The following is a 25,934-nucleotide window of genomic DNA, read 5'->3' as shown; positions in this document are numbered from 1 at the left end:
GCCAGCGCTCACAAATCCGCGCGCAAAAGGCCGGACATATGAGCGCAAGCGATCCGATCAAACTATCTCAGCCAAGCCTTGCAAGCAGGGGGCCGTCCACATATGAGCACCGGAAGCGCAGAAAACGGCGCTAGATGGCCGCCAGAGTAGAATTTCCAAGCGGTCTCTCAGGCGGCACGGCCGTAGAAGCCGACCCGCTCCTCGGGACTGAACATCACGCCGGGCTTTTCGTAGTAGGAAAACACCGCGATCATGCGCTCGCGCTCGCCTTCGACGGTGGTGACGCGATGCGCGGTGTTCTTGCCGCGGAAGACGTTCAGCGTGCCGGGCTTCATGCGCAGGATCTTTGCGTCGGGGTCGCGCCCTTCGAGCAATCTGGCGACGCCGTCATAGTTGGGATTGTCGTCCGAGCGCAGATCGGTGCGGTATTCGAGGTCGCCGCCACGCTCCGCCGCCTGCAGCAGCAGCGTCGTCGTGAATTCGGAACGGTCGAAATGCCAGTTCAGCGCCTCGCCGGCGCGGTAGGCCATGACATTGGTTCGGGCCAGGGGATCCTGCATGACATGCAATCTGGCCTTGCCCATCGTTGCCGCCAGGAAACGCAGCAGTGGTTCGTATTCGTAGATGGCGAGCACGACACTGCCCGGAATCTGGTCGGCACAGACGGTATGGCTTATGGTCTCAACCTTGCGCAGCGCCGGATGGTCAGGCCCTAGCTCGGGAATGTCGGGCTTGAAGTAGATGTTGTGCATGCGCTTGTGCACATGCGATCGCGCGGCCATCACCGGCTGGATTTCGCGCACGGCTTTTTCTGCCATGCCGGGCCGCAAAAACCCTTCGAGATTGAACATGCCGTCGGCTTCGAGCGCGGCAATGGATTGTTCGACGAGGCGCTGCCATTTGGCGCTGCCTTCGCGGTCGAGCGGATAGCGGTCGAGATCAAGGATGTCTTTCATGGTCACAGGCTCCGGGGTTCGGAGCACAGAAAACGGCAAAAAAATCTTTCTCTCAACGCGGAAAGTAATTAGGATTGGGCAAGAAAAACTTATGGAGCCTGGTGTGGAACGGTTGCCGCCGCTGAATGCGATCAAGGCTTTTGAAGTCGCGGCCCGTGCCGGCAGCTTCACCTTGGCCGCCTCTGAACTCGGCGTGTCGTCTGCAGCGGTCAGCCAGCAGATACGCAATCTTGAGAACTGGTTCGGCAAGCAATTGTTCGTGCGCAGCGGCAATCGCATCGCGCTCACCGATGCGGGCCACGCCATCTATCCGCAGACGGCGAAGGCTTTGGGAGACATCGCGGCCATAGGCCAGCGCATGCTGGAGGGCGGCGTGCGGACGCGTCTGGTCGTCAGCGTGCCATTCTCGCTCGCCGAACTGTGGCTGGCGCCGAGGCTGGCCACGCTTCTCGATGCCTTCCCGCGGATGGCGATCGATGTCCGCGTCGAGGACGATCCGGTCGATCTGATGCGCCAGAACATCGATCTGCGCATCAGCTATGGCGACTATCACTATCCCGGGCTGAAACTTGTTCGTCTCGTCCATGACGACGTCCTGCCGGTCTGTGCACCGGAATTCTGGCACCGGCACGGCGATGGCGATCCCAGTCTTGCGGATCTGCATGAGAGCCTGTTCATCCACACCAATTGGGGGCCGAACTATGCCTCGCACCCGACCTGGGCGGACTGGTTCGCGGCTTCCGGCGGCAGCCGCTCGCCCGACCCGTCGCACGGGCGGCGCGTCGGCCTGTCCAGCCTGGCGATCGCCTCGGCAAGGCTGGGTCTGGGCATCGCCCTTGGCCAGCGGGTCATGGCGCGCGCCGATCTGGAGGCCGGTCGCTTGATCGCGCTCTCCTCCGTCTCGGTCCGCCTCGGGCACCCCTATTGCGCGTTCATGCCGCCGGCCAAGGCCGACCGCGCCGATGTCGCCGGTCTGGTGGATCTGCTCATGAAAGCGGCGCCCGCGACCTGTGGGAAGGCCGGGGCGCCGCGCTGAAGCCGGATCCTGACGGGGGTGTTCAGGTGGCCGGCTTTTCCGGGATCGGCGATACAGGCGCTCCGGGTCCGATCTTCTGCAGATTGCCCGTGATCACCTGGTCGCCCTCGGCGACGCCGCTGAGGATGGCGACCTGATCGCCGCTCGTCGGTCCGAGCGAAACCAGCCGCTGGTCGACCGTGTTGCCCTTGCCGACGACATAGAGATATTTGCCGAGCTGGCTCGAGCCCAGCGCCGTCTGCGGTACCATCAGCGCGTCGGCCTGCTCTCTCACATGCAGCCGGACACGAACATATTGGCCCGGCAGCAGCGTGAACTTGCCATTGCCGATCGTCGCGCGCGCCGTGATCGTGCCGGTCGAGCGATCGACCGAATTGTCGATGAAGGTAAGCTCGCCCTTTTGGCTGGCCTCGGTCTGGCCGGGGAGCAGGACCTCCACCTCGATCGGGCCGTTGGCACGGGCCTGCTCGATCTCGGCCAGATCCGTCTCGCTCGGATTGAAGGTGACGTAGATCGGGTCGAGCTGCACCAGCGTGTTGAGCACGGTGCCGGCAACGCTGACCAGCGTTCCGACCGAAGCCTGGTTGCGGCCGAGGCGCCCGCCAAACGGTGCTCGGATTTCAGCGTAGCTCAGATTGAGCTCTGCCGTGCGGACCGCCGCCTGGTTGAGCGCCAGTGACGCCTGCGCTTCGCGCAAGGTGCTGGTGCGCTGGTCGAAGCCGTCCTTGGCGAGGTAGCCGCTCTTGGCAAGCTCGGTGCCCCGGCCGAGATTGGAGCGCGCATAGTCGAGCGTTGCCGTATCGCGCTGCACCTGCGCCTTGGCCTGGTCGAGCGCTGCCTGGAAGTCGTCAGGCGAGATCTTGTAGAGAAGATCGCCTTGCCGGACGTCGACGCCGTCAGAAGCGGTCTGCTCTTGCAGATAGCCAGGAATCCTGGCCTGCAAGGTGATGCTGCGGATCGGTTCCGTGCGCGCCGCATAGTCCAGGTAGATCGGGATCGTCTTCTTGACGACACTGACCACCGGCACCGGCATGACGAATGCCGCCGGAGCAGGCGTCGCCGAGGCCGTGCCGGCATTGAGGCTGAGATTGCCCATGTCGAGCAGATGGACGCTGGCCACCGAGATCGCTCCCAGCGCGACAGCCGTACCCAACGCGATTTTCCATTTACGCATGATCAGTCTCCAATCTTATTCGGCCGCTTCCGCCAGGGGACGGAATGCGGGCTCAGTCGTTGGTTCATTGTCTTGAGAGGCGGGCTCGTCATTGCCGCGGCGTTCGCGCAGCTGTTCGATGACCGCGTAGAACACCGGCACGAACACCAGCGACAGGATGGTCGCCGCGACCATGCCGCCGAACACGGTGGTGCCGATCGACTGCCGGCTTGCCGCACCGGCGCCGGTCGCAAACATCAGCGGCAGCACGCCGAGGATGAAGGCGAAGGCCGTCATCAGGATCGGCCGCAGCCTGAGCCGTGCCGCCTCCATCGCCGCATCGACAATGCTGAGGCCTTCCTCGCGCCGTCGCCTTGCGAATTCGACGATCAGGATCGCATTCTTCGCCGCCAGGCCGATCAGCATGACGAAGCCGATCTGCGAGTAGACGTCGATCTGCATGCCACGCAGCAACAAGGCTACGAAGGCGCCGAACAGGGCCAGTGGCACCGCCAACAGCACCATGAACGGCATCGCCCAACTCTCATACTGCATCGCCAGGATCAGGAAGACGAAGACGATGGCGAGGCCGAAGACGACGGACGCGATCGATCCTGCCTTGAGCTCCTGGAAGGTGATGCCGGTCCATTCGAAACCGAAATCCCTTGGCAGCGCGGTGGCGGCGGCCCGTTCCATCGCGGCAACCGCCTGGCCCGAGGAGAAGCCCGGTGCGGCACCGCCATTGATCGAGGCCGAGGCATTGTTGTTGTAATGCGGCACGGTTTCCGGGCCGACGAAGGGCACGAGTTTGCCCAGCGTCGAGAGCGGCACCATGCCGCCGGAGGCATTGCGCACATAGAGCCGCGAAATGTCGGCGGCACCCGCACGTGCATCCTTGTCGGCCTGGATGGTCACCCGGAAGGTGCGGCCAAACAGGTTGAAGTCGTTCACGTAAAGCGAGCCGAGATAGATCTGCAGTGTGTTGAAGACATCGGGCAGGTTGAGGCCGAGCAGTTTGGCCTTGCTGCGGTCGAGGTCGTAGTTGAACTGCGGCGTCGAGGTCGAGAACGGCGAGAACAGCTGCTGCGGGTTGATCTCCGGCTGTTTGCGCGCCTCGGCGATCACGGCTTGCGTCGCATCGTTGAGGGCTGAACTGCCACGGCCGGTGAGATCCTCGACGACGAATTCGAAGCCGCCCGTGGTGCCGATACCAGGGATCGACGGCGGATCGAAGCTCAGCGCGAAGGCTTCCGGAATCTGCATCAGCTTGCCGCGCACGTCGGCGACGAGCTTCGACGCGCTCTGGTCAGGGCCGCGCTCCTCCCATGGCTTCAGGATGGCGAATTCGACCGCCGAATTCGACTGCGCGGCACTGGTCAGGAAGTTCAGGCCGCTGATCGAGCCGACGATCTCGACGCCGGGCGTCGCCTGCAGGATGTCGCGTGCCTTCTGCGCCACCGCGTCGGTGCGTTCCAGCGACGCGCCGTCGGGCAACTGGATGACGACGAAGAAATAGCCCTGGTCCTCGACCGGAAGGAAGGTCGAGGGCAGGCGCTGCCAGACGAAGTAGGTGGCGACCAGTCCGGCCGCGAACAGGCCGAGCATGATCCAGCGCAAGCGGATGAGGATGCGCACGCCATTGGCATAGGCATGCGACAGCCTGTCGAAGCCGGTGTTGAACCAGCGGAACGGGGCGAACTGCGTCTCGCCGCGATGCCGCAGGAAGGCGGCGCTGAGCGCGGGGCTCAGCGTCAGCGAGTTGAAGGCGGAGATGCCGACGGAGATCGCCACCGTCAGTGCGAACTGGTTGTAGAGCTTGCCGGAGACGCCGGGAATGAAGGCGACCGGCACGAACACCGCCATCAGCACGGCGGTGGTGGCGATGATCGGTCCGGTGACCTCGGTCATCGCGGCCTTGGTCGCCGCAAGCGGTTTAAGCCCGGCCTCCAGCTGTCGTTCGACATTCTCGACCACGACGATGGCGTCGTCGACGACCAGGCCGATCGCCAGCACCATGCCGAGCAGGGAGAGCATGTTGAGCGAGAAGCCGAGCATCTCCATGACGACCAGCGTCGCCACCAGCGACACCGGAATGGCGATGGTCGGGATGATCGTCGTGCGCCAGCTCTGCAGGAAGAGGAACACCACGGCGACGACCAGCACCAGCGCTTCGCCGAGCGTGATCAGCACGTCATGCATCGACGCCGAGACGAAGCGGGTGGTGTCGTAGTGCATCGCATAGGACACGCCCTTCGGGAAGCGTCCCGACAACTCCTGCATCTTGTCCTTGACGCGCTGCTGCAGATCGAGCGCGTTGGAGCCGGGCATCTGGTAGACGGCAAGCACCACGGTCGGGTCCTTGCCGAAGAAAGCCGACGACGAATATTGCAGCGCGCCAAGCTCGATGCGGGCGACGTCGCGCAGCCTGACCAGCGAGCCGGCATTGGTGTTGGCGCGCACGACGATGTCGCCGAATTCCTTGGGATCGCTCAAGCGGCCGACGGCGTTGACCTGCATCTCGAAGGCGGTGCCGGCGGGAGCCGGCGACTGGCCGATCTTGCCGGCCGCCACCTGGACGTTCTGTTCGGCGATGGCATTTTGCACGTCAACCGCGGTGATGCCGAGGTTGGCGAGCTTGTCGGGATCGAGCCAGACGCGCATCGAATAGCGCCGCTCGCCGAAGATCTGCACATCGCCGACGCCTGGCAACCGCTTCAGCGGATCGACGACCTGCAGATAGGCAAGGTTGCTCAGCGCCACCGGATCGACGGAGCTGTCGGGGGAGGTCAGGTTGACGATGAGGACGAAGTTCGGGTTCTGCTTCTTGATCGTCACGCCGCCCTGGTTGACGATCGCCGGCAGCGACGAGGCGGCTTGCGAGACGCGGTTCTGCACGTCGACGGCGGCGGTGCTCAGCGAATAGCCGACATCGAAGGTGATGGTGATGGTCGAGGAGCCGTCATTGGAGCTCGTCGACGACATGTAGGTCATGCCCTGCACGCCGTTGATCTGCTGCTCCAGCGGCGTCGTCACCGTGTCTGCCACCACTTGCGCGCTGGCGCCCGGATAATGGGCGCTGACCACGACCTGCGGCGGTGTGATGTCGGGAAACTGCGAGACGGGCAGCAGGAAATAACAAATCGACCCCGCGAGCACCATGATGATGGCGATCGCCGAGGCGAAGATCGGACGGTGAATGAAAAAGTTTACCACGACACGCACGCCTCTCCGGCTGCTGTTGCCCGCCCGAAGGCGCTGGCAACCCTGGACAGCCTCTGGCCGCGCTTGTCACCGAGATCGTCCCGCGAACGCAGCAACGGCGCCTCGCCGCGCTGCGCATCGGCGAGCGAGCGCAGCATCGTCTCGAAGGCGCGCGGGTCGACGCCATCGGCTTTCATGACCAGCCGGATCATCGGATCCCGGACGGCCTCATCTATGGTAAGATCGCGGCGCTGTGGCATGGCCGGCTCCTTGTCTGTCGATTCGCAGCCCGTGCTCGCGAACCGTTTTCATCTCTTCGCCGGCCGAGGCCGCATGATTGGCAGTTTCTTGTCCCTCTCGTCGGCAGGGCCAGTTCACGGCCTTGTTATTGACGGTGGACCATATAGGTGTTACCAGTAAGTAACATGCTGGAAGTTACAGACCGGTAACACCCTAGTCAAGAGGTGGCCGAGGGTTTTTTGGAAACGAAAGGAGATCATGATGACAGACGGCATCGTGGAGCGCTCTCGTCCCCGGGATCGGATCCTGGAGACGGCACGCGACATGTTCCACAAGCATGGCATCAAGGGCGTCGGCGTCGACGCCATCACCGAAGCTGCCGGCACGAACAAGATGACGCTCTATCGTCACTTCGAGTCCAAGGACGAACTGATCGTCGAATGCCTGCGCGCCAATGCGGCCAAGGCCGGCGCTATGTGGGATGCATTCGAGGCCGAATTTCCTGGTGACAAGCTTGCCCAGCTGCATGCCTGGGTTCGCAAGGCGGCTGCCATGCTCAATGCTGACGGCCGCGGCTGCGACATGGCTAACGCCGCCGCTGAGCTGACTGAGCCGGATCATCCGGCCAGGCTGGTGATCAAGGAGCTCAAGGAAGCCCAGCGCGCGCGCCTTGTGACGCTATGTCGGGATGCCGGCATTGGTCAGGCCGAACTGCTCGCCGATACGCTGTCGCTGCTGTTGGAGGGCGCGCGTGTCAGCGTGCAGACCGTGGGTACCGAAGGTCCGAGCACGCAGTTCGTGCGCATGGCCGAAGGGCTGATCGTTTCGTTCCGGGGCACTGCCGCAGTTTGATATCCGTCACGATTGTTGGCGGTTAGGGCTCTATGACGGGCCGCCTACGCTTTTGACCCAGGCGGTATGGGAATTCCGGCGGCTGAACGAAAAAAGCCCGCTGCCGGGAGGAGGTGGCAGCGGGCTCGATTTTCGAATGTGGCGCGGGAGGAGGTGCACCCCATTCAGCGTCGGCATCGCATCTGGGAGGAGTAGATGGCCGACAACCAGAACCTACGAGTTGCCCAACGATTCGGCAACAAAGAAACTTGCATAGCTGCTGTGCAGATTTGCCGTGCCAATTATCATACAAATCCGGCAACAGGCATTTTGCCAGGCCGCCTGCTTCACTGCACCGGGACGTTTTCCCTGAAAATCAAGCGCGGTTCGATGAACTTGCGCGTCAGATAGGGTGCCGAGGAGGCAATCGAGCCGAGCAGGCGAATCACCGACTGTTCCGCGATCAGCCTGGCATTCTGATCGATGACGACATCGAGCAGGTCGTCGACGAGATGACCGCGCGTGTCCTTGGTCAAGTCGTGGCAGATGAACACCGGCTTGCGGTTCGGTCTGGCCTCCCGGATCGCCTTTGCAACGCCCGAATGCCCAGCTCCGACGCAATAGATGCCGAGCAGTTCCGGCTCGTCGTGCAGCGCCTTCATGGTCTCGGTGTAGCTGGCATCGGGCTCGTCGTTGATCTCGACGGCGCTGCTGACGGTCAGATTGGGAAACTCCTCATTGAGCACCGAGCGGAAACCCATTTCGCGTTCCTCGTGGCCGCGATAGGAACGTGAGCCGACGACCATCGCCAGATGGCCGGTGCGGCCGCCAAGGAAGCGTCCCATCAGCAGCGCCGCCGTTCGTCCCGCCACCCGGTTGTCGATGCCGACATAGGCCGCGCGCGGTGCCGCCGGAACATCGGATACCAGCGTCACCAGCCGCATGCCGGCTTCGACGATGTCGCGCAGGATGTTGCGCGTGCGCGGATGATCGACGGCGATCACGCCGACGCCATTGGCCCTGAGCGACAGGTTTTCGACAGCGCTCTGCAGTGCGTTCGGCGAGATGCCGGCGAGGTTGTGGATCCGGCACGAGGCGACAAGCGGCAGACGCGCGGCGTAGTCCTCGATATGCCCCGCAAGATCGCGCATGAAGGCATTGCTGCCGATCGGCAGCAGGAATTCGAGATGGGCGGGCCGCGAGGGCAGCGTCACCTGGTCGGCGACCGGCAGATAGCCGAGTTGCTTGGCCGCCTCCATGACGCGCTGGCGGTTGGCCGCACTCGCACCCGGCCGGTTATTCAGCACCCTGTCGACCGTTGCGGTCGACAGCCCGCAATTGCGGGCGATATCCGAGACGGTGGCTTTCATGCCGCTACCCACAGCCCGCACTGCGGGCAATAGCCGAGACGGTGGCTTTTCATGCGCTACCCTATACGCCCTGCGATGCCGCGCCAGACAAGCGATGCGATCTGAGGCTACGGGTGATTGGCGCCAATCACCCGAAAGTCAGTGCGACGGCTTGCCATCGGTGATGGCATCGCGGATTTCCTTGTCCGACATGCCGGTGATGATCCGTTCGACGTCCGCCACGCTGGTCTTCTTCGGGTCGATGTCGTCGGCGACCACCTTGCCCCGGCGCATGACGACGATGCGGTCGACCACTTGGAAGACATGGTGGATGTTGTGGGCGATGAAAATGCAGGAATGGCCGGAATCGCGGGCGTTGCGCACGAAACTCAGCACGCCCTGTGTTTCGGCGACGCCCAGATTGTTGGTCGGCTCGTCGAGGATGATCAGGTCGCTGTCGAAATGCATGGCGCGCGCGATCGCCACCGCCTGGCGCTCGCCGCCGGAGAGCGAGCCGATCGGCGTCGTCGGCGGGATGTTCTTGGTGATGCCGACCTGCTTGAGCAAGTCGCGGGCAACCGTGTTCATGGCGTCCTGGTCCATCCGGTTGAGGAAGCGCGGCGGCTTGATCGGCTCGCGTCCGAGGAACAGATTGCGGGCGATCGACAGTTGCGTGACCAGTGCCGAGTCCTGGTAGATCGTCTCGATGCCGTGGGCGATGGCGTCGCTGGTGCTGCGCAGGCTCACCTTCTTGCCGCGGATGAAGATATCGCCGCTGGTCAGCGGAACGGCACCCGAAAGCACCTTGATCAGCGTCGACTTGCCGGCGCCATTGTCGCCGAGCAAGCCGACGATCTCCCGTTCATTGACATGGAAATTGGCATCCTCCAGCGCCTGCACACGGCCGTAGGACTTGCGGATGTTCGTCATGCGGATCAGTGGCTCGGCCATGATTCAAGTCCCCGCCTGATGCCGGCGTTCCAGCCATGAATGCAGGGCCATCATGCCGAGGATGATGGCACCGATGAAGATGTTGTAGGCAAGACCGGGCACGCCGATCAGCACGATGCCGTTGCGCATCACGCGCAGGATCAGGATGCCGAGCACGGTGCCGATGATCGTGCCGCGCCCGCCGGTCAGGGCGGTACCGCCGATCACCACCATGGCGATGACTTCCAACTCATAGCCGGTACCGCTGTTGGGGTTGGCGGCGGAAGTGCGCAGCGAAGAAATGACGCCGGCAAGCGAGGCCATGACCGACGACAGCACGAACAGGCCGATCTTGACGCCGCTGACATTGACGCCGCGCGCCCTTGCGGCGCTCGGGTTGCCGCCGGCCGCCTGGATCCAGTTGCCGGTGCGGCTTTGCGTCAGCACATAGCCGAGCGCGATCGCCGCGGCAATGAACCAGAACAGCGACATGTAGATGCGGAACGGGCCGATGAAGAAATCGCCGACCAGCACTTCCGCCAGCCAGCTGCCTTCCGCGCTCCAGGTGCGCTGGGGAAAACCATCGGTGACGAAAAGAGCGGTACCGCGCACCACCAGCAGCATGCCGAGCGTCACCAGGAACGATGGGATCTTGAGCTGCGTCACGAACCAGCCATTGACCAGCCCGATGAAGGCGGCGACCAGCAGTGCGGCGACAAAGCCGACCTCGAGCGAGGTCAGGCCGCTGTTGAACAGGGTCCACATCAAGACCGGCGAGAAGCCGAACAGGGAACCGACCGAGAGGTCGAACTCGCCCGATGTCATCAACAGCGTCATCGCCAGCGCGATCAGGCCGAGCTCAACCGTGAAGGCCAGCGTGTTGGAGATGTTCTGCGGCGACAGGAAGTCGTGGTTGAAACTCCAGAAAACGGCGATCTCGACGACGAGCAGCACGAAAGGGCCGAATTCCGGCCGTGCGATCAGGCGTTGGACGAGCGAATGATTTTCCACAGGCAATCCGCGACATGAGTGGAAGGCTGAGCGTTGCACATCGCGTGCGAAGGGCTCGGCGAAATGGAGAGCCAGTCGCGACCGTTGGGCGGCCGCGACTGTCGAGACTGAATGTTACTTGCCGGACAGGATGTCGTCGTAGATCTGCGCGGTGTCTTTTTCGTAGAGCGCGCCGGTGATGACGTTGAAGCCGGGAGGAATGCCGCCGGCGGCCATATTGGCCAGCGAAAGCGCGACATAGCTGGTCGCCTGTGGGTCCTGCCACTGGCCGGCATTGACGTAGCCGTTCAGCACTTCCTGGGTGGTGTCGAGCGAGTTGCCCCAGCCGACGACCGGGATTTCGCCCGGCTTGATGCCGACCTGGTCGAACACCCGCTTGATCGAGCCGGTGACGAGATCGCCCAGGCCGATGATCGCCTTGACCTTGGCCTTGTTGGCGGTGAGGTAGTCGACCATGCGGTTGATCACTTCAGCCTGATCAAGCGTGGCTTCCGTGATTTCATAGGTGATGCCGAGCGGCTCGAAGACGCTCTTGATGCCTTCTTCTTCCTGCACGCCGTAGGTGGCGCCGGGGATTTCGACCGGCATCCAGACGAAGTCACCCTTCTTCACCAGGCCTTTGTCGACCAGATACTGCGCCCAGTGCTTGCCGAAGGTGACATTGTCGCCGCCGACATAGGCGTTGAAGTCGGCTTTCGGATCAGGCGTGTTGAAATTGATGATCGGCACTTTCGCCGCACGCGCTTCCTTGACGATCTCGATCAGGCTGCCCGGATCAGGGCTCGTCGTGACGATGCCATCGGCCTTGGCGGAGAGGGCGGCGCGAACCGCTTCCTGTTGCGAGGCGACATCGCCGTTGTGGAACGAGGTGTTGACGGTGTTTCCGGTGTCCTTGGCCCACTGCTTGGCCCCGGCCAGGAAGTAGGTCCAGACCGGATCGGCCGGACCGCCATGCGAAATCCAGTAGAACGTCTTGGCCTGTGCCGCTGCTGGTATCACCATCAGCGCCACCAACAGGCCGTATAGAACGAGTCTTAGCCGTGTCAGCATTTGATTTCCTCCCGTTTGTAGATGGTCAGTTCAAAATACGTCCCTTGTTCCGCGTCTTTTGCCAGCGCCGGTTGAATGCGTCAGAGCATCCCCTTTTTCGACGGATGGCAAGCCTCCATCTGCAGGTGTAGTGGGCGCCTGACGGATCGTCATCAGCCGTCCCATCAGATTGCATCAGTCGAGGTGATTTTCCGACTGTCGGATAATTGGTGTGATTGTTTCGGGTCGCGCGAACGCGGCCTGCGCCGACCAGTGTCACGCCGGCGACCATCCTACGCCACGGGACCAGGTCCATAGCGCCTTGGCTGGGCGTCGACGATACCAGTTGCTAGATCAGATCGGCTCTGGCCAGTTCCCGCATCAGATGGCTGGCGCCGTAGGTCCAGTGCGGGCAGTCGGGCGAGAGCCGCACGCGGTTGACCAGCGCACCGAATTTCTCCGACGAGATGGTGACGATGTCGCCGACCTTGTGGGTAAACCCCTTGCCCTTCTCGCCGCGATCCTTTGACGGAACGAACATGGTGCCGAGATAGAGCGCCAGCCCGTCCGGATACTGGTGGTGCGGCCCCATGGCCGCGGCGACCAGTTCCTCCGGCGAGCGGCTGATCTCGGCCATCGAGCTTGCGCCCTCCAACGAGAACCCGTCCTCGCCCTCGACTTTCAGGCGCACGACGGCGCGCTTGACGTCATCGATGGAGAATTTGTCATCGAACAGGCGGATGAAGGGGCCGAGTGAGGCCGAGGCATTGTTGTCCTTGGCCTTGCCGAGCAGCAGCGCCGATCGCCCTTCGACGTCGCGCAGATTGACGTCGTTGCCGATGGTGGCGCCGACGATCCTGCCGCTGGAGGCGGCGATCATGGCGATCTCGGGTTCCGGATTGTTCCAGGTCGACACCGGGTGCAGGCCGACATCAGCGCCGAAGCCGATCGAAGCCATCGGCTGGCACTTGGTGAAGATCTCGGCGTCGGGGCCGATGCCCACTTCCAGATATTGCGACCAGGCGCCGCGCGAAATCAGCTTGGCCTTGATCTCCATCGCTTCCGGCGAACCGGGCTTCAGCTTCGACAGATCGTGGCCGATCAGTCCGGCAATGTCGGCGCGGATGGCATCGGCTTTTTCAGCCGAACCGCGCGCCTGTTCCTCGATCACCCGTTCCAGCAGGCTGACGACGAAGGTGACGCCCGATGCCTTGACCGCCTGCAGGTCGACCGGGGAGAGCAGGTAGGGTTTTGCGGGGTCGCGCCCGGTTTCAAAACTGTTGGCGGCGATGTCATCGAGCGATCCGATCGGTCTGCCCTCGGCCGAGCGGATATGCCCAGCGGGGTCGGCCATCTCGCAAAGGTCGCGCATGGTTGGCGCCGTACGCGAGGTGATGTCGAAGACCATGTCATCGCGCACCGTGACGACCAGCGGGTATGCGGCATCGCTGCTTCTGGCGCGTCCGACAAAAAGGCCCTCGGTGGGCAGGTGGGTCGGGTTCGTCATAGCGCTCTGTCCTCTGAGTGGTCGACAATGTGGTGAAGTGATCGACAATGCGGTCCGGCCGGATCGGCGAGGCACTTTCACCGGATTCCCGTCAAAGGTCTATCCCGTCGCAGGCGATCGGAACTCTGGGTCTCCGATCGTCTCGGCAGTCCACAGACGAAAGCTCTGGTGCTCTTTCAAAATTGTGAAATTCTGACTAGGATTTTCACCATCGCAGCGCATTCAGGTGACCCTTGGCGACAGCATTCTCCGATCCGATCTGGCGCAAGCCACAGGCAGCTTCCACGTTTCAATCGCTTCCCAATGGCGAGCGTGTCGATCTCGCCATCGTCGGCGGTGGCATCATGGGCTTGTCGACCGCCTTGCATGCCGCCCGGCTTGGCCTGTCGGTGCAGGTGCTGGACGCCGGCGAGATCGGCCGGGGCGCATCAGGCTTGAACGGCGGCCAGGTCATTCCCGGCCTGAAATACGATCCGGAATGGCTGCTTGAACATTTTGGCCCGGAGCGAGGCGAGGCGCTTGTGAATTTTGCGGCGTCGACCGCCGATGCGGTGTTCGATCTGATCCGCGACGAGAAACTGGCGGTGCCGTTCGTTCGCAATGGCTGGATCCAGGCGGCGCACACCGAGGTCGCGCTGAAGGCGGCGGCGAACCGCGACCGGCAATGGCACGCGCGTGGTGCCGACGTCCGGTTGCTCGATGCAGCGGAGATTGCAGCCAGAACCGGTGCGCGGGGTTATCTCGGCGGCTGGCTCGACCGCCGCGCCGGGGTCATCGACCCGCTCGCCTATACGTCGGAACTTGCACGGGTCGCGACCGCGGCTGGAGTGAAGATAGCCGAGCGCCAAAGGGTCGTGCGGCTTGCCAATGCCGCCGGTGTTTGGCGTATTTTGACCGAAAATGGCCCGGAATTGCAGGCGAAGGCGGTCGTGCTGGCGACAAACGCCTATACGGACGGTCTGATCCCCGGTCTCGCCCAGACGATCGTGCCGCTGCATTCCTTTCAGATCGCCACGGCGCCGCTGTCGCCCGATCTGGCGGCCACGATCCTGCCGGAAGGGCAAGCGGTGTCGGACTCCAGGCGCATCCTCGTCTACTACCGCAAGAGCGCCGACGGCCGGCTGGTGCTTGGCGGGCGTGGCCGCATGGCGCTGCCGACGAGCGCCGGTGACTGGGCGCATCTCGAGCGTGCGCTGGTACGGCTCTATCCCTCGCTGTCCGGTGTCGCCATCGAGAAGCGCTGGTTCGGCCGGGTGGGGATGACGCCGGACCACCTGCCGCACATCCACGAGCCCGAGCAGGGCCTGCTCGCCGTGGTCGGTTGCCAGGGTCGTGGTGTCGGCCTGATGACCGCGCTTGGCGAGCGCATCGCCGGCTACCTCCAAAGTGGCGACGCCAGGCAATTGCCTTTCCCGGTCTCGCCGATCCGGCCGATCCCGTTTCACGCCTTCCGCCAGGTCGGCGTGGCCGCGACCATCGCCTGGTATCGTCTGCTCGATGCGTTGGAGCGCTGACCAAGGCGATTCATCTCCATGGGATTCCGTAGGGGATTCTGCTTGACAGTTTCATGAATATGAAAAACTCTAAGCCAATTTCAAATTTCCAATAGGCAGGTCGATGTCGACCCTAGTTGCAACATCAGCGCCGGAGGCCCGGTCTTCTCAGGGCTTCCGGTTCGCCATGCTGCTGCCGGGCGCGCTGGTCACCTTCCTGCTGATCCTGTTTGCTCTCGGCCTGGTGCTTTTTCTCGCCTTCCGCGGCAATGACGGTTCGCTGCTCGGCGCCGGCTTCACCGTGGCGAATTTTGTCACCGTGGTGTCCGATCCGCTGTATTGGACGGTGACGCTACGCTCGCTGATCATTGCCGCTCTGGTCACGCTGGCGACCGTCGTCACCGCCTATCCCGTCGCCTACTATCTTGCCTTCCACGCCGGCCGGCGGCGCGGCCTGCTGCTGTTCCTGGTGACGCTGCCGTTCTGGACCAGCTATCTCCTGCGCGTCTTCGCCTGGAAGATCGTGCTCGCCTACAATGGCGTTTTGAACTCGGCGCTGATCGAAAGCGGCATCTGGTCCGAGCCGACATTGGCCTTTCTCAACACGCCGACCGCCGTCGTCGTCACGCTTGCCCATGCCTATGCGCCGTTCGCCATCCTGCCGATCTACGTGGCGCTGGACACCATCCCGAAATCGCTGATCGAGGCCGCTTCCGATCTCGGCGCGCGGCCATTCACCTCTTTCCGCCGTGTCGTGCTGCCCAATTCGATGCCGGGCGTGCTGGCGGCCGCCCTTGTCGTCTTTGTGCCGACGGTGGGCGATTATGTCACGCCGGCGCTCGTCGGCGGCCCGGCGAGCACGATGATCGGGACGCTGATCCAGGCGCAATTCGGCAAGGCCAATGACTGGCCGTTTGGCGCAGCACTCTCCGTCGCCGTCATGCTGGTCATCCTCTGCGTCGTGCTGGTCGCGCGCTTCGCCGACCGCAGATTTGGCAGCCGCACATGAGCGCGCGCACTCAGTACAGCGGCCGCTGGCTCGGCGTCTACGTCGTCGCCTATCTGATCTTTCTCTATCTGCCGGTGCTGCTGATCCCGCTGTTTTCCTTCAACAACTCGATCCAGGCAGCGTTTCCGCTGCAAGGCTTTACCTTGCAATGGTATGCGACTTTGTTCGGCAATTCGGCGCTGACGGGTGCGCTCTTGAACAGCCTCGTCATCGGTGTCATTGCAGCCACTGGCGCAACGCTGTGCGGCATCACTGTGTCCTACATGGACCTCTATGGCCGCTCGCCGCTGGCCGCCACCATCAGCGCCATCGCTAGGCTGCCGATCCTGATCCCGGGCGTCATCGTCGGCATATCGCTGCTGATCCTCATCAACCTCATCGGTCTGGGGCCATCGCGCATCGCCATCGTTCTCGGCCACATATTGGTCGCGCTGCCGACGACGGTGGTGATCATGCGCAGCCGCTTCGCCGCAATCCCGAAAACCGTTCGCGAGGCCGCCCTCGATCTCGGCGCCTCCGACTGGATGACCTTCCGGCGGGTCATGCTGCCGCTCAGCCTGCCGGCCATCGTCTCGGCCTTCATGCTGGCCTTCCTGATCTCCTTCGACGAATTCATCGTCGTCTTCTTCCTGGCCGGCACCGAGCCGACGCTGCCGCTCTACATCTGGAGCCAGCTGCGTTTTCCAAAGTCGCTGCCGACGGTCATGGCGCTGGGCACGTCGATCCTGGCGGTGTCCTTCGTCATCGCTGCAGCAGCCGAAATCCTGCGCCATCGCGGCCTGTCCGCCACGGCGCCAAAATCCGCGGATCCATCACAACCAAAACAAACCAAGAGAGGAGAACTGCAATGGCATTCGACCTGAAATCGATCTCTGCAAAGACTGTTTGCGCTGGATTGACGGCGTTCGCGCTGGCGCTGTCGTCGACCGTCGCTTTCGCCGGCGACAAGCTGCAATATTTCACCTGGTCGGGCTATGAACTGCCCGACTTCAACAAGAGCTTCCTCGCCGCGCATCCCGATGGCGTCGAGGCCTCCATCTTCGGTGACGACGATGACGCCTTCACCAAGGTCAAGGCCGGCTTCCGCCCCGACATTGCGCATCCCTGCTATGACAAGGTGGCGCGCTGGAACAAGGAAGGCCTGCTGCAGCCGATCGACACCAAGCGCATCAAGAACTGGGATTCGATCTTCCCGGTGTTCAAGAACCTGCCCGACCTGCAGGCCGGTGACGGCAAGGTCTGGATGGTGCCGTGGGACTGGGGCAACACCTCGATCCTCTACCGCACCGATCTGGTGAAGAGCCCGGAAGCGAGCTGGAACCTGCTTTGGGACAAGCAGTATGCCGGTCGCATGGCGACGATCGACGCGGTGCATGACACGCCTGTCGTGGCGGCGCTGCTCGCCGGCGTCAATCCGTTCGACATGACGCCTGAGCAAATGGACAAGGTCGCCGAGAAGCTGCGCGAGCAGCGCCCGCTGCTCTCCAACTACACCACCGACATGACCTCTGTCGAACAGGCGCTGGCCAGCGGCCAGCTGGTCGCCGCCATGACCTGGAACGCGTCCGCCACCTCGCTTAAGAAGCAGGGCGTGCCGGTCGAGTTCATGAAGCCGAAGGAGAGTATGCTGACCTGGGCCTGCGGCTTCGTCATGCTCAAGGACGCCAAGAACGTCGATCTTGCCTATGACTTCATCAACAGCCGGCTGGCGACGGATTCCGGCAAATACCTGATCGAGGCCTACGGCTATGGCAGCTCGACCAGTTCGGCCTTCGCGGCGGTGCCGAAGGAGGAGTTGGAGAAATTGCAGTTGCCGTCCGACCCGGAGGTGATGCTGAAGACCACCATCTTCACCGGCCCGATGAAACAGAATGACGACCTCGCCAAGATGTTCGAAAAGGTCAAGGCAGGCGGCTGAGCTTCGACCGTATTGGAGACGACCAATTGCCGAAGTCTGCGCTGCCCCTCACCTGCCTGCCGGCATCCTCTCCCCGTATAGTGACGGGGAGAGGGGCGCTATCTTCGCCGGATTCGACAATCATCAACGTCATAAAAAGGGCGCTGAGTTTGCGGCCAACCCCCTTCTCCCCGTCACTATACGGGGAGAAGGTGCCGGCAGGCGGATGAGGGGCGGCGCCGACGCCCGGTAGAGTGCGAATTCAATCCCGAGGCCGGCCCTTGTCAGGCGCTGGCCCCAGTGACCGCAACAAGGAACGACCGATGGACATGCTGGACGAAGCGGCTGAGAAGCCGAAGGACGATGCCGATGTGCGGGTCGGCCGGCGCGTGCGGGCGCTGCGTCTCGAGCGCAACCTGTCGCTGGCCGATCTTGCGGCAAGGGCCGGCGTGTCGATCGGGGCGCTGAGCCAGATCGAGCGCGGCCTGTCCTCGCTGCGCGTCAAGGTAATCTGGCCGCTTGCCGCTGCCCTCGACATCGAGCCGTCGGCGCTGATTGCCGACGGCAACGATGCGGCCAACGATCTCTATTGCGTGCGCGCCGACAAGCGGCGGCAAATCCCGGTCAAATCGGAAGGCATTGCCAAGGCGCTGCTGTCACCGCCGGGCGCGACGCTGACCGGCATGCTGGTGACGGTGGAAGCCAGCGGCGGCACGGCCGAGGCCTATGCGCATGCCGGCCATGAATTCGGCTTCGTGCTGACCGGCGAGGTCGAACTGGTGGTGGATTCGACAAAATACGTGCTGAAGGCTGGCGACAGTTTTGCGTTCAAGAGCACGCTTTTGCATGCCTTCCGCAATCCGGGCGCCGAGCGCTGCCAGATCCTCTGGGTCAACACCACGAAGCCCTCCGAGGTTCGCGATGGCGCCTGATCCACTCGTCCGGCTGCAGGCGGTCTCGAAGATTTTTCCTGGCGGCATCGTCGGGCTCGACGCCGTCGATCTCGACATTATCAGCGGCGAGTTCATCACGCTGCTCGGGCCGTCGGGTTGCGGCAAGACCACCAGCCTGCGCGTCATCGCCGGCTTCGAGAGCCCGTCGAGCGGCAAGGTGTTGCTCGACGGCCGTGACATCACCGTCCTTCGCCCCTTCGACCGGCCGGTCAACACCGTTTTCCAGGATTACGCGCTGTTTCCGCACATGAATGTTGCCGAAAATGTCGGCTTCGGCCTGTCGCTGCGCAAACTGTCTGGCGCCGAGCAGGCAAAGCGCACCGGCGAAGCCCTCGATATGGTCGGTCTCGCCGACAAGCTTGGCGCCCGCGTCTCCGAACTGTCGGGCGGGCAGCGCCAGCGTGTCGCGCTGGCGCGTGCCATCGTCTGCGAGCCGCGCGTGCTGCTGCTCGACGAGCCGCTGTCGGCGCTCGATGCGCATCTGCGCGAACAGATGCAGGTCGAACTGAAGCGGCTGCAGTCGCGGCTCGGCACCACCTTCGTCATGGTCACCCACGACCAGACCGAAGCCTTGTCGATCTCCGACCGCATCGTCGTCATGAACAAGGGCTGCATCGAGCAGATCGCGCCGCCGGCCACCCTTTACGACCGGCCCGCCACGAAGTTTGTGGCGAGCTTCATCGGCACCATGAATCTCCTGCAATCACGGTTTGTCGGCCGCGATGGCGATCGCTTGCGTTTCACCGCCGGCACCCTGCAGCTGGAAGCTATTTCTGAAACCGGCCAGTCGCCCGGCGAAGGCGAGGTGCGGACCATTGGCGTGCGCCCGGAGGATTTGCTGGCGATGACCGAGGCCGCGCCCGGCACCGCGCCGGCACGCGTCAACAGCATCGTCTTTCACGGCCGCACGCTGCGCCTGCATGCCGAGCTCGGGCAGGGCGCACCTGTTGTCATCGATGCACCGCGCCAGGCTGGGGGTTTTCAATTCAGCGCCGGAGACGTGGCGCATATCAGCCTGCGCCGTGGCGCCAACTGCCCGGTGCTGCCAGGCTAGTCCCACCGGATCAAATCCACGCTTGACTCCAAGAATTGTTCCTGTTTTGTTCTAGAAATTGAGGAGAAACAGGAGCGTTCCTTGTCGAGCGTATGCGTATGTATCTGCAAGGCGAATTCGATTTCGGAATCCCAGACCCGCCGTGGCAGCCGAAACGACCGGATCGTGCCTTCTTCGGGTTGTTCTTGCAGCCGAAGGACTATGGTCCGTTCGCCGATCTGCAGACGCAGCTTTGTCGTCGACATGAAATAGGTGAATCGCTGCTGTCGGTTGAACGGTTCCACCTGAGCCTGCAGCATGCTGGCGACTACAGGCGGCTACGGTCCAAGACCGTCTTTGCAGGGTCACGATCGGGCCAACGTGTCCACATACCTGCTTTTGAGGTCACGTTTGGCCATGTCGGCAGCTTTCCCGGTCGCCCGGCAACAAGGGGCAGGCCACCTCATCGCCCATTTGTGCTTCTCGCCGATGATGGACCGGTTTTTGAACTTCACAAATTGCTTGGTGTCGAGATGCTCAGGAATGGGCTCAAAGCGTCGGATCATTTCGTTCCGCATCTGACACTTGCTTACGATCAAAAGTTCGTCCCTCGGCAGCCCATCGAGCCGATCAGCTTCGTTGCCCATGACTTCATCTTTGTTCACAGCCTGCGCGGTCTGACAAAGTACCTCTTCCTGGACCGTTGGCCTCTGACGTTGGCAGCGTAGTCCGCAAGCTGGTCGATCCGTCCTGACACGTATTGTCAGCTACCGCGCGGCACGACGATGGCAGGCCAGCGAGCCGTTCCCTATTTGCAGTGCGTCTGAACAGGAGGAACACAAATGACCATCGCGGAAATTGCCAAGGATTTCACCGAGCTGCTCAAGCAGGGCGATAACGAAGCTGCTGCCGAGAAGTACAACGCCGATGATATCGTCAGTCTCGAAGCCATGGCGGGGCCGATGGCCATCTCCCATGGCAAGGAGGCTCTCAGACAGAAGGGCCAGTGGTGGCAGGAGAACAATGAAGTGCATGGCGGCTCGGTCGAGGGTCCCTATGTCAACGGCGACCAGTTCGCGGTGCGCTTCAAGTTCGACATAACGCCCAAGGCTACCGGCGAGCGTGTCACCATGGATGAAGTTGGCCTCTACACGGTCAAGAACGGCAAGATCACCGAAGAGCGCTTCTACTATTGAGGCCGGATACCGGCTTGCCGGGGAGCCTGCTCTCTTCGCTCACGTCGGAAAATAGGCATGGCGGCCGCCCCTGGCCGCCATGTGGACGCTCAAATCGTCTTCACATACTGCGCAAGCTGATCGGCCACCGTGCCCCAGCCGTCGAAGAAACCCATCTCTTCGTGGTTGTTGCGGGTCGCCTCGTCGCGGTGGATGGCGGTGGCGGTGTATCGTGTTCCTTTACCGTCCGGCTGGAGGGAAATCACCGCGGTGATGAAGGGCTCCCCTGACGGCCGGTAGCCCGGCAGCAGCGCGTCCGTCCACACCAGCCGCTCGTTCGGCACGATTTCGAGATAGCAGCAATGGCGGTCATTGACCTCATTGCCGTCTGGCGACTGCATGCGCGTGCGGAACAGCCCGCCCGGCCTGAGGTCGATCTCGCAGTCGGTGATCATCCAGGGCTTCGGCGTGAACCATTGCTTGACATGCTCCGGCGTCGTCCAGGCGCGCCACAGCAATTCGCGCGGCGCATCGATGACGCGCTCCAGCACGAGGTCCAGTCTGGGGTCCGGCTTGAAGGGATAGCTCATTTTTCTTTCTCCTTGAGGGTCATCACATAGGCGTCGAACTGGTCGAGGCGGCGCTCCCACAGGGCGCGTTGTTCGGCCAGCCAGTTTTCGGCGAGTTTCAGCGGCTCGGGTGCCAGTTGATAGGTCCTGACCCGTCCGGCCTTTTGCGAACGAACCAGGCCGCAGCCTTCGAGAATTTTGAGATGTTCGATGAAGGAGGGCAGGGCCATGTCGAACGGTTGGGCAAGCTCGCTGACCGAGGCGGGACTGCGGTTCAGCCGCTCCACAACGCGTCGCCGCGTCGGGTCGGACAGGGCGCGAAAGATGCCGTCGATCGGTCGAGGGCTGGGAGTTGCGGTCTGAAGGCTTGTCATGGTCGCTCCCGAGGTGCCGTCAAAAATGGCTCGACAAATACTTAGGAAAAATCCTTAGTATTGGCAAGCGCAAAAGCAGGGCATGCCGGAGAGCGCTGGCAAAGCACGCGGAGCGTCCTTAATCTGCGATCAGATTCGAAATTCGAAGGGCCCGCTGTTTTGACGACCACCATGTACGGCATCACCAATTGCGACACGATCAAGAAGGCGCGCGTCTGGCTCGAGGGTCATGATGTGCCCTACCGGTTTCACGACTACCGGGCGGAGGGGCTAGACGCCAAGCGGCTGGACGGCTGGGTCGGCAAGGTCGGTTGGGAAACCTTGCTCAACAAGGCGAGCACGACGTTTCGCGAATTGCCGGACCAGGACAAGCAGAGCCTCGACGAAAAGAAGGCCAAGGCGCTGATGCTGGCCAAGCCGACCATGATCAAGCGGCCGGTGCTGGAACTGGGGGATCGGATTTTGGTGGGATTCAAGCCGGATGTTTATCAGCAGACGGTGGGACGCAAGTAGAGCCGACGGGACGCAAAGTTGCCAATCTCCCCCGCAAGGGGGGAGATGGACGTTTTTCCGGCTTTCGCCAATTGCCAACGTTCTGGAACGGCGGCCTCAACCCCCGTGCAAATACTCCGCCAGCGCCACCGCATTGTTGTGCGCTTCGTCATGCGCGCCGTAGAGCAGCGTCACCTTGCCGTGGCGGAGCAGGCCGCGCAATTCACCTACCGCCTCGCCATTCCCATCCAGCTCAGCCCGATACCGCTCCTGAAACTCCGCCCAGCGCGCCGGCTCGTGGCCGAACCATTTGCGCAGCGCGTCGCTCGGCGCGATATCCTTCAACCACAGCGTCAGCGCGGCATGTTCTTTGCTGACGCCGCGTGGCCAGATGCGGTCGACCAGAACCCGCTGCCCGTCATCGGGCGCGGGTGGCTCGTAGATCCGCTTGACCGCTAGGTCGAAGATCATCGGACCCTCCGCAAGCGGGTCAGGCCCATTCGCCCTTGCGCATGACACGCACGCGGGCGCCGTCCTTGTGGACGCCGTCAATGTCGATCTTGTCCGAACCGATCATCCAGTCGATGTGGATGAAGCTCTTATTGCCGCCGCGCGCGGCGATCTCGTCCTGGCTGAGCGAGGCGCCGTCGACGAAGCACTTCGAATAGCACTGACCGAGTGCGATGTGGCAGGCGGCGTTCTCGTCGAACAGCGTGTTGAAGAACAACAGGCCGCTGGCGGAGATCGGCGAGGAATGCGGCACCAGCGCCACCTCGCCGAGGCGGCGCGCGCCTTCGTCGGTGTCGAGCACCTTCTTCAGCACGTCCTCGCCCTTCGAAGCCTTGGCCTCGACGATCCTGCCCGCCTCGAAACGCACCGAGATATCGTCGATCAGCGTGCCCTGGTAGGACAGCGGCTTGGTCGAGGAGACATGACCCTCGACCCGCCTTGCGTGCGGCGTGGTGAAGACCTCTTCGGTCGGGATGTTGGGGTTGCAGGTGATGCCGTTCTTGGCGGTCGAGGCGCCGCCCATCCATTCATGGCCGTCCGCCAGCCCAACCGTCAGGTCGGTGCCCGGTCCGGTGAAGTGGAGCGCGTGGAAATTATGGCCGTTGAGCCATTCGGTGCGGCCGCGAAGCGCTGCGTTGTGCGCTTTCCAGTTGCCGATAGGATCCTCGACATCCACCCGCGAGGCGGCGAAGATGGCATCGGCGAGCTTCACGACCGCGACATCGTCGGCATCATCAGGAAAAACCTGCCTGGCCCAGGCGAGGTCCGGATAGGCGACGATGTTCCAGTTGATGTCGAAGCCGGTGATCTTTTCCAGCGCCGGCTGGTAAGCCATCGAGTTTGCTTTGTTTGCACGCGCCACCTTCGCCGGATCCTGTGCGGAGAGCAGCGACGGATCCTCGCCGCGCACGGCAAGTCGCGCCGCGTTGTTGGAAAAGGCTTTCGCCATGCCTTCATAGAGCCAGCCGGCGGCGCGGTCGAAACTCGCATCGGCGCCGAAGCGGTAGCGCGCCAGCGTCATCTCGTCATCGTTGAAGATCGGTGTCACCAGTCCGGCGCCGGCCTTGTAGGCATGCTCGACGATCCGCCTGGTCAGCGGCAACGCCGCGATCGACGATGTCAGCACCAGATCCTGCCCTGGCTGCAGTTGCAGCCCGACCTTGATGGCGACTTCCGCCAGCCTGTCGAGCTTCACCGGGTCGATCGATGCGGAAACGCCGCGCGAATGTGTGGTCATGATCCTGCCTGCCGTAGTTTGTTGTCTGCTCCTACATAGACCGGCGCCGCGGTCGTTTCCACCGCGATCGAGCCGGTAGGTCCCGCGTTCGCGGACCCGAACTGCGCCATGGTTGCCTCGATCTCTTCCCTGATCCAGGCCTTGAAATCCCGGACCTTGCGACTTTCGGCCTTGGCGGACGAGGTCACCAGCCAATAGCCGAGCCCGCTCTGGGCGCGGATCCCGAAAGGCGCCACCAGCCGCCCATCGGCCAGCGCATCGGCGGCGAGCAATTGCCAGCCCAGCATCACGCCATGGCCGGCAATCGCCGATTCCAGGCACAGCATCGGGTCGGTGAAACGCGCGCCCTTCAGGAAGGTGACTGGTGGAACACCGGCCGTCTCGAACCAGCTTTCCCAGTTGATCATTGCCCGCTCGTCGGTGATCGCGCAGGTCTGGGCAAGATCCTCGATCGATTTCAGTTTTTGGGCGATCGCCGGCGCGCAGACCGGGAAGACTTCCTGCGCCAAAAGCAGTTCCGTGCGCCCGCCCGGCCATTTGCCGTCGCCAAGCCGGATGGCGATGTCGATGTCCGAGTGATCGAGATTGGCCAGCCGCACCGAAGCGTCGATGCGCAGCAGTACATTGGGATACCGGTCGAAGTGGCGCGACAGTCGCGGCAAAAGCCATTTCGACGCAAAGGCCGGCGCCACCGAAACCACCAATGTGCACTGCGTCGCCTCGTCGGCCAGCGCCACGGCCTGGGCAAGCTCACGAAATCCAGCACCAAGGCGGGCCGCGAAGACGGCGCCGAATTCGGTCAGCACCAGACCGCTCGCCGTTCGCTCGAACAGCGCCTGGCCGAGCTGTTTTTCGGTGCGGCTGATCTGCTGGCTGACGGCGCTGACGGAAACGTTGAGCTCTCCGGCGGCGGCCGCCAGCGATCCGAGTCTGGCAACGGTTTCGACGGCGCGAAGGCCGTTGAGATGGACGCGGTTGAGCATAGCCATTTGAGTTTTTCTAAACCGATCCGGCTGAAATCTCAATTGTAAGAGAGGTCGAAACGGCAGACTTTATCAGGGGAGACAGACTTGTGGAGCCGGAAATGCTGAGGATCTTGTCGTCGTCGCTGAAGGTCTTTTTCGCCAGTACGCCATATAAGCCGCGCCGGGAGAGCGAGGCGCAGAGGTGGCTGACCGATCCGCTTTCGCATCCCGTGCTGGACACCATGTCGGAGCGCGAACTCGGCGACGTGCCGTTCAGGCTGACGGCACGGCGGACAGTGCACGAGATGGGCCCATTGCATGCGGATTTCGGCGGACGCTGCTGAGCGGACGACACGCCTCCCGATTTAGGCGCAGGTCCAGGCGATCACGGCGCTCTGCGTCTGCCCTGGCCCAACAAAAGGTGGATTGTTTCACCGGCTCGCGCACTTATTGTGCACTGCAATGACATCCGTCGCCTCAACAGCGCTGCGTTTCGCTTTCGCCGGCATGATTGCCATGGCTGTCGCCATGGGCATCGGCCGCTTCGTCTACACACCGATCCTGCCCGGCATGATGGAGGAACTGCATCTGTCGCCGGCCGATGCCGGATGGATCGCCTCCGCCAACTATCTAGGCTATCTCATTGGCGCGTTGGCAGCGGCGGGCGGCTGGGCGCATGGGCGCGAACGCCTGCTGATGCTGGCGGGGCTTGGCGCCAGCGCGGTCCTGGCCGCGCTGATGGGGCTGACCGATGCGATGGCCGCCTTTCTCGCCATCCGCTTTCTGGCCGGTCTGGCCAGCGCCTTCGTCATGGTGTTCATGGCCAGCATCGTTTTCAGCCATATCGCGGCTGCCGGTCGCAACGACCTGCAGGCCTGGCATTTCGGCGGCGTCGGGCTCGGCATCGCGGCATCGGCGGCGATGATGGCGGTGCTGGTCGCCGAGCATTCTGGCTGGGCGGCAGGCTGGCTGTGGTCGGCAGCG

Annotated in this window: 27 protein-coding genes; 13 read left to right on the top strand and 14 right to left on the bottom strand. The window is 63.0% G+C overall.

Translation table 11 applies throughout. The features are described from left to right. Positions 1–167 precede the first annotated feature (167 nt). The gene (locus tag EOA16_RS31820; protein ID WP_127261651.1) at positions 168–956 is read right to left on the bottom strand and encodes a 2OG-Fe(II) oxygenase; all 789 of its coding nucleotides are present in this window, start codon (positions 954–956) and stop codon (positions 168–170) included. 103 nt (positions 957–1,059) lie between these two features. On the opposite strand from EOA16_RS31820, the gene EOA16_RS31815 reads away from it, so the two are divergent. Then, positions 1,060–1,992, top strand: coding sequence for a LysR substrate-binding domain-containing protein (locus EOA16_RS31815; RefSeq protein ID WP_127261650.1), 933 nt, complete (start codon positions 1,060–1,062; stop codon positions 1,990–1,992). Positions 1,993–2,014: 22 nt separating this feature from the next. Here EOA16_RS31815 and EOA16_RS31810 read toward each other — a convergent pair whose 3' ends face one another. Genes EOA16_RS31810 through EOA16_RS31800 form a run of 3 tightly spaced genes read right to left on the bottom strand, consistent with a single transcriptional unit; the run spans position 2,015 to position 6,606 of the window. Next, complete coding sequence (locus tag EOA16_RS31810) at positions 2,015–3,166, bottom strand: efflux RND transporter periplasmic adaptor subunit (protein WP_127261649.1); 1,152 nt, start codon at positions 3,164–3,166, stop codon at positions 2,015–2,017. A 15-nt stretch (positions 3,167–3,181) separates the two neighbouring features. After that, positions 3,182–6,358 carry a multidrug efflux RND transporter permease subunit gene (locus tag EOA16_RS31805; RefSeq protein WP_127261648.1) on the bottom strand — a complete coding sequence of 1,059 codons (3,177 nt, stop codon included), beginning with the start codon at positions 6,356–6,358 and terminating at the stop codon, positions 3,182–3,184. Next, positions 6,352–6,606 (bottom strand): hypothetical protein, encoded by a 255-nt coding sequence (locus EOA16_RS31800; RefSeq protein WP_127261647.1) that lies wholly within the window; start codon positions 6,604–6,606, stop codon positions 6,352–6,354. Before EOA16_RS31800 ends, EOA16_RS31805 begins: the two co-directional genes overlap by 7 nt. Before the next feature lie 241 nt (positions 6,607–6,847). Here EOA16_RS31800 and EOA16_RS31795 point away from each other — a divergent pair, with 241 nt between their 5' ends. After that, the gene (locus EOA16_RS31795; protein ID WP_127261646.1) at positions 6,848–7,438 is read left to right on the top strand and encodes a TetR/AcrR family transcriptional regulator; all 591 of its coding nucleotides are present in this window, start codon (positions 6,848–6,850) and stop codon (positions 7,436–7,438) included. 326 nt (positions 7,439–7,764) lie between these two features. Here EOA16_RS31795 and EOA16_RS31780 read toward each other — a convergent pair whose 3' ends face one another. From EOA16_RS31780 to EOA16_RS31760, 5 genes are all read right to left on the bottom strand, one after another. After that, on the bottom strand, positions 7,765–8,787 hold the full coding sequence (locus EOA16_RS31780; protein ID WP_127261643.1) for a LacI family DNA-binding transcriptional regulator: 1,023 nt from the start codon (positions 8,785–8,787) through the stop codon (positions 7,765–7,767). A 138-nt stretch (positions 8,788–8,925) separates the two neighbouring features. Continuing rightward, a complete protein-coding gene (locus tag EOA16_RS31775) occupies positions 8,926–9,717 on the bottom strand; it encodes an ATP-binding cassette domain-containing protein (protein ID WP_127261642.1) in 792 nt (263 codons plus the stop codon). Positions 9,718–9,720: 3 nt separating this feature from the next. Beyond that, complete coding sequence (locus EOA16_RS31770; RefSeq protein ID WP_127261641.1) at positions 9,721–10,707, bottom strand: ABC transporter permease; 987 nt, start codon at positions 10,705–10,707, stop codon at positions 9,721–9,723. Positions 10,708–10,821: 114 nt separating this feature from the next. Further along, positions 10,822–11,757, bottom strand: coding sequence for a substrate-binding domain-containing protein (locus EOA16_RS31765; RefSeq protein WP_023808703.1), 936 nt, complete (start codon positions 11,755–11,757; stop codon positions 10,822–10,824). 328 nt (positions 11,758–12,085) lie between these two features. Continuing rightward, entirely contained in the window at positions 12,086–13,243 is a 1,158-nt protein-coding gene (locus tag EOA16_RS31760; protein ID WP_127261640.1) for a fumarylacetoacetate hydrolase family protein, read from the bottom strand. A 233-nt stretch (positions 13,244–13,476) separates the two neighbouring features. On the opposite strand from EOA16_RS31760, the gene EOA16_RS31755 reads away from it, so the two are divergent. From EOA16_RS31755 to EOA16_RS31715, 8 genes are all read left to right on the top strand, one after another. After that, positions 13,477–14,757, top strand: coding sequence for an FAD-dependent oxidoreductase (locus EOA16_RS31755; protein WP_127261639.1), 1,281 nt, complete (start codon positions 13,477–13,479; stop codon positions 14,755–14,757). A gap of 103 nt (positions 14,758–14,860) precedes the next feature. After that, on the top strand, positions 14,861–15,745 hold the full coding sequence (locus tag EOA16_RS31750) for an ABC transporter permease (protein WP_127261638.1): 885 nt from the start codon (positions 14,861–14,863) through the stop codon (positions 15,743–15,745). Continuing rightward, on the top strand, positions 15,742–16,608 hold the full coding sequence (locus EOA16_RS31745; RefSeq protein WP_127261637.1) for an ABC transporter permease: 867 nt from the start codon (positions 15,742–15,744) through the stop codon (positions 16,606–16,608). Before EOA16_RS31750 ends, EOA16_RS31745 begins: the two co-directional genes overlap by 4 nt. After that, a complete protein-coding gene (locus tag EOA16_RS31740) occupies positions 16,593–17,663 on the top strand; it encodes an ABC transporter substrate-binding protein (protein ID WP_127261636.1) in 1,071 nt (356 codons plus the stop codon). The genes EOA16_RS31745 and EOA16_RS31740 overlap by 16 nt, the downstream gene beginning before the upstream one ends. Before the next feature lie 302 nt (positions 17,664–17,965). Next, positions 17,966–18,574 carry a cupin domain-containing protein gene (locus EOA16_RS31730; RefSeq protein ID WP_127261635.1) on the top strand — a complete coding sequence of 203 codons (609 nt, stop codon included), beginning with the start codon at positions 17,966–17,968 and terminating at the stop codon, positions 18,572–18,574. After that, on the top strand, positions 18,564–19,649 hold the full coding sequence (locus EOA16_RS31725; RefSeq protein ID WP_127261634.1) for an ABC transporter ATP-binding protein: 1,086 nt from the start codon (positions 18,564–18,566) through the stop codon (positions 19,647–19,649). The genes EOA16_RS31730 and EOA16_RS31725 overlap by 11 nt, the downstream gene beginning before the upstream one ends. A 98-nt stretch (positions 19,650–19,747) precedes the next feature. Continuing rightward, the gene (locus EOA16_RS31720; RefSeq protein WP_127261633.1) at positions 19,748–20,356 is read left to right on the top strand and encodes a 2'-5' RNA ligase; all 609 of its coding nucleotides are present in this window, start codon (positions 19,748–19,750) and stop codon (positions 20,354–20,356) included. Between the two features lie 114 nt (positions 20,357–20,470). After that, positions 20,471–20,824, top strand: a complete 354-nt coding sequence (locus EOA16_RS31715; RefSeq protein WP_127261632.1) for a nuclear transport factor 2 family protein — start codon at positions 20,471–20,473, stop codon at positions 20,822–20,824. A gap of 89 nt (positions 20,825–20,913) precedes the next feature. Here EOA16_RS31715 and EOA16_RS31710 read toward each other — a convergent pair whose 3' ends face one another. Beyond that, complete coding sequence (locus EOA16_RS31710) at positions 20,914–21,393, bottom strand: SRPBCC family protein (protein WP_127261631.1); 480 nt, start codon at positions 21,391–21,393, stop codon at positions 20,914–20,916. Beyond that, a complete protein-coding gene (locus EOA16_RS31705; RefSeq protein WP_127261630.1) occupies positions 21,390–21,746 on the bottom strand; it encodes a metalloregulator ArsR/SmtB family transcription factor in 357 nt (118 codons plus the stop codon). Before EOA16_RS31705 ends, EOA16_RS31710 begins: the two co-directional genes overlap by 4 nt. A 159-nt stretch (positions 21,747–21,905) precedes the next feature. Between EOA16_RS31705 and EOA16_RS31700 the strand changes: the two genes are divergently transcribed. Then, on the top strand, positions 21,906–22,259 hold the full coding sequence (locus tag EOA16_RS31700; protein ID WP_127261629.1) for an ArsC family reductase: 354 nt from the start codon (positions 21,906–21,908) through the stop codon (positions 22,257–22,259). Positions 22,260–22,355: 96 nt separating this feature from the next. Here the strand turns inward: EOA16_RS31700 and EOA16_RS31695 are convergent, their stop codons facing one another. From EOA16_RS31695 to EOA16_RS31685, 3 genes are read right to left on the bottom strand one after another with little or no spacing between them, the layout of a single operon-like run. Continuing rightward, complete coding sequence (locus tag EOA16_RS31695; protein ID WP_127261628.1) at positions 22,356–22,709, bottom strand: DUF488 domain-containing protein; 354 nt, start codon at positions 22,707–22,709, stop codon at positions 22,356–22,358. 19 nt (positions 22,710–22,728) lie between these two features. Beyond that, on the bottom strand, positions 22,729–23,985 hold the full coding sequence (locus EOA16_RS31690) for an aminopeptidase (RefSeq protein ID WP_127261627.1): 1,257 nt from the start codon (positions 23,983–23,985) through the stop codon (positions 22,729–22,731). Then, positions 23,982–24,974, bottom strand: coding sequence for a LysR substrate-binding domain-containing protein (locus EOA16_RS31685; RefSeq protein WP_127261626.1), 993 nt, complete (start codon positions 24,972–24,974; stop codon positions 23,982–23,984). The genes EOA16_RS31690 and EOA16_RS31685 overlap by 4 nt, the downstream gene beginning before the upstream one ends. Positions 24,975–25,069: 95 nt before the next feature. Here EOA16_RS31685 and EOA16_RS31680 point away from each other — a divergent pair, with 95 nt between their 5' ends. Together EOA16_RS31680 and EOA16_RS31675 are read left to right on the top strand one after the other, a co-directional pair. Beyond that, positions 25,070–25,294, top strand: coding sequence for a hypothetical protein (locus EOA16_RS31680; protein WP_127261625.1), 225 nt, complete (start codon positions 25,070–25,072; stop codon positions 25,292–25,294). A gap of 118 nt (positions 25,295–25,412) precedes the next feature. Continuing rightward, positions 25,413–25,934 (top strand): YbfB/YjiJ family MFS transporter (locus EOA16_RS31675; RefSeq protein WP_127261624.1); only part of this gene is annotated, 522 nt, incomplete at its 3' end.

Origin of the sequence: Mesorhizobium sp. M7A.F.Ca.US.008.03.1.1 (assembly GCF_003997495.1) — a bacterium.
Taxonomy (GTDB): Bacteria; Pseudomonadota; Alphaproteobacteria; order Rhizobiales; family Rhizobiaceae; genus Mesorhizobium.
Note: the sequence above shows the minus strand (reverse complement) of the source record. Positions and strands in the feature narration are given on the sequence as shown.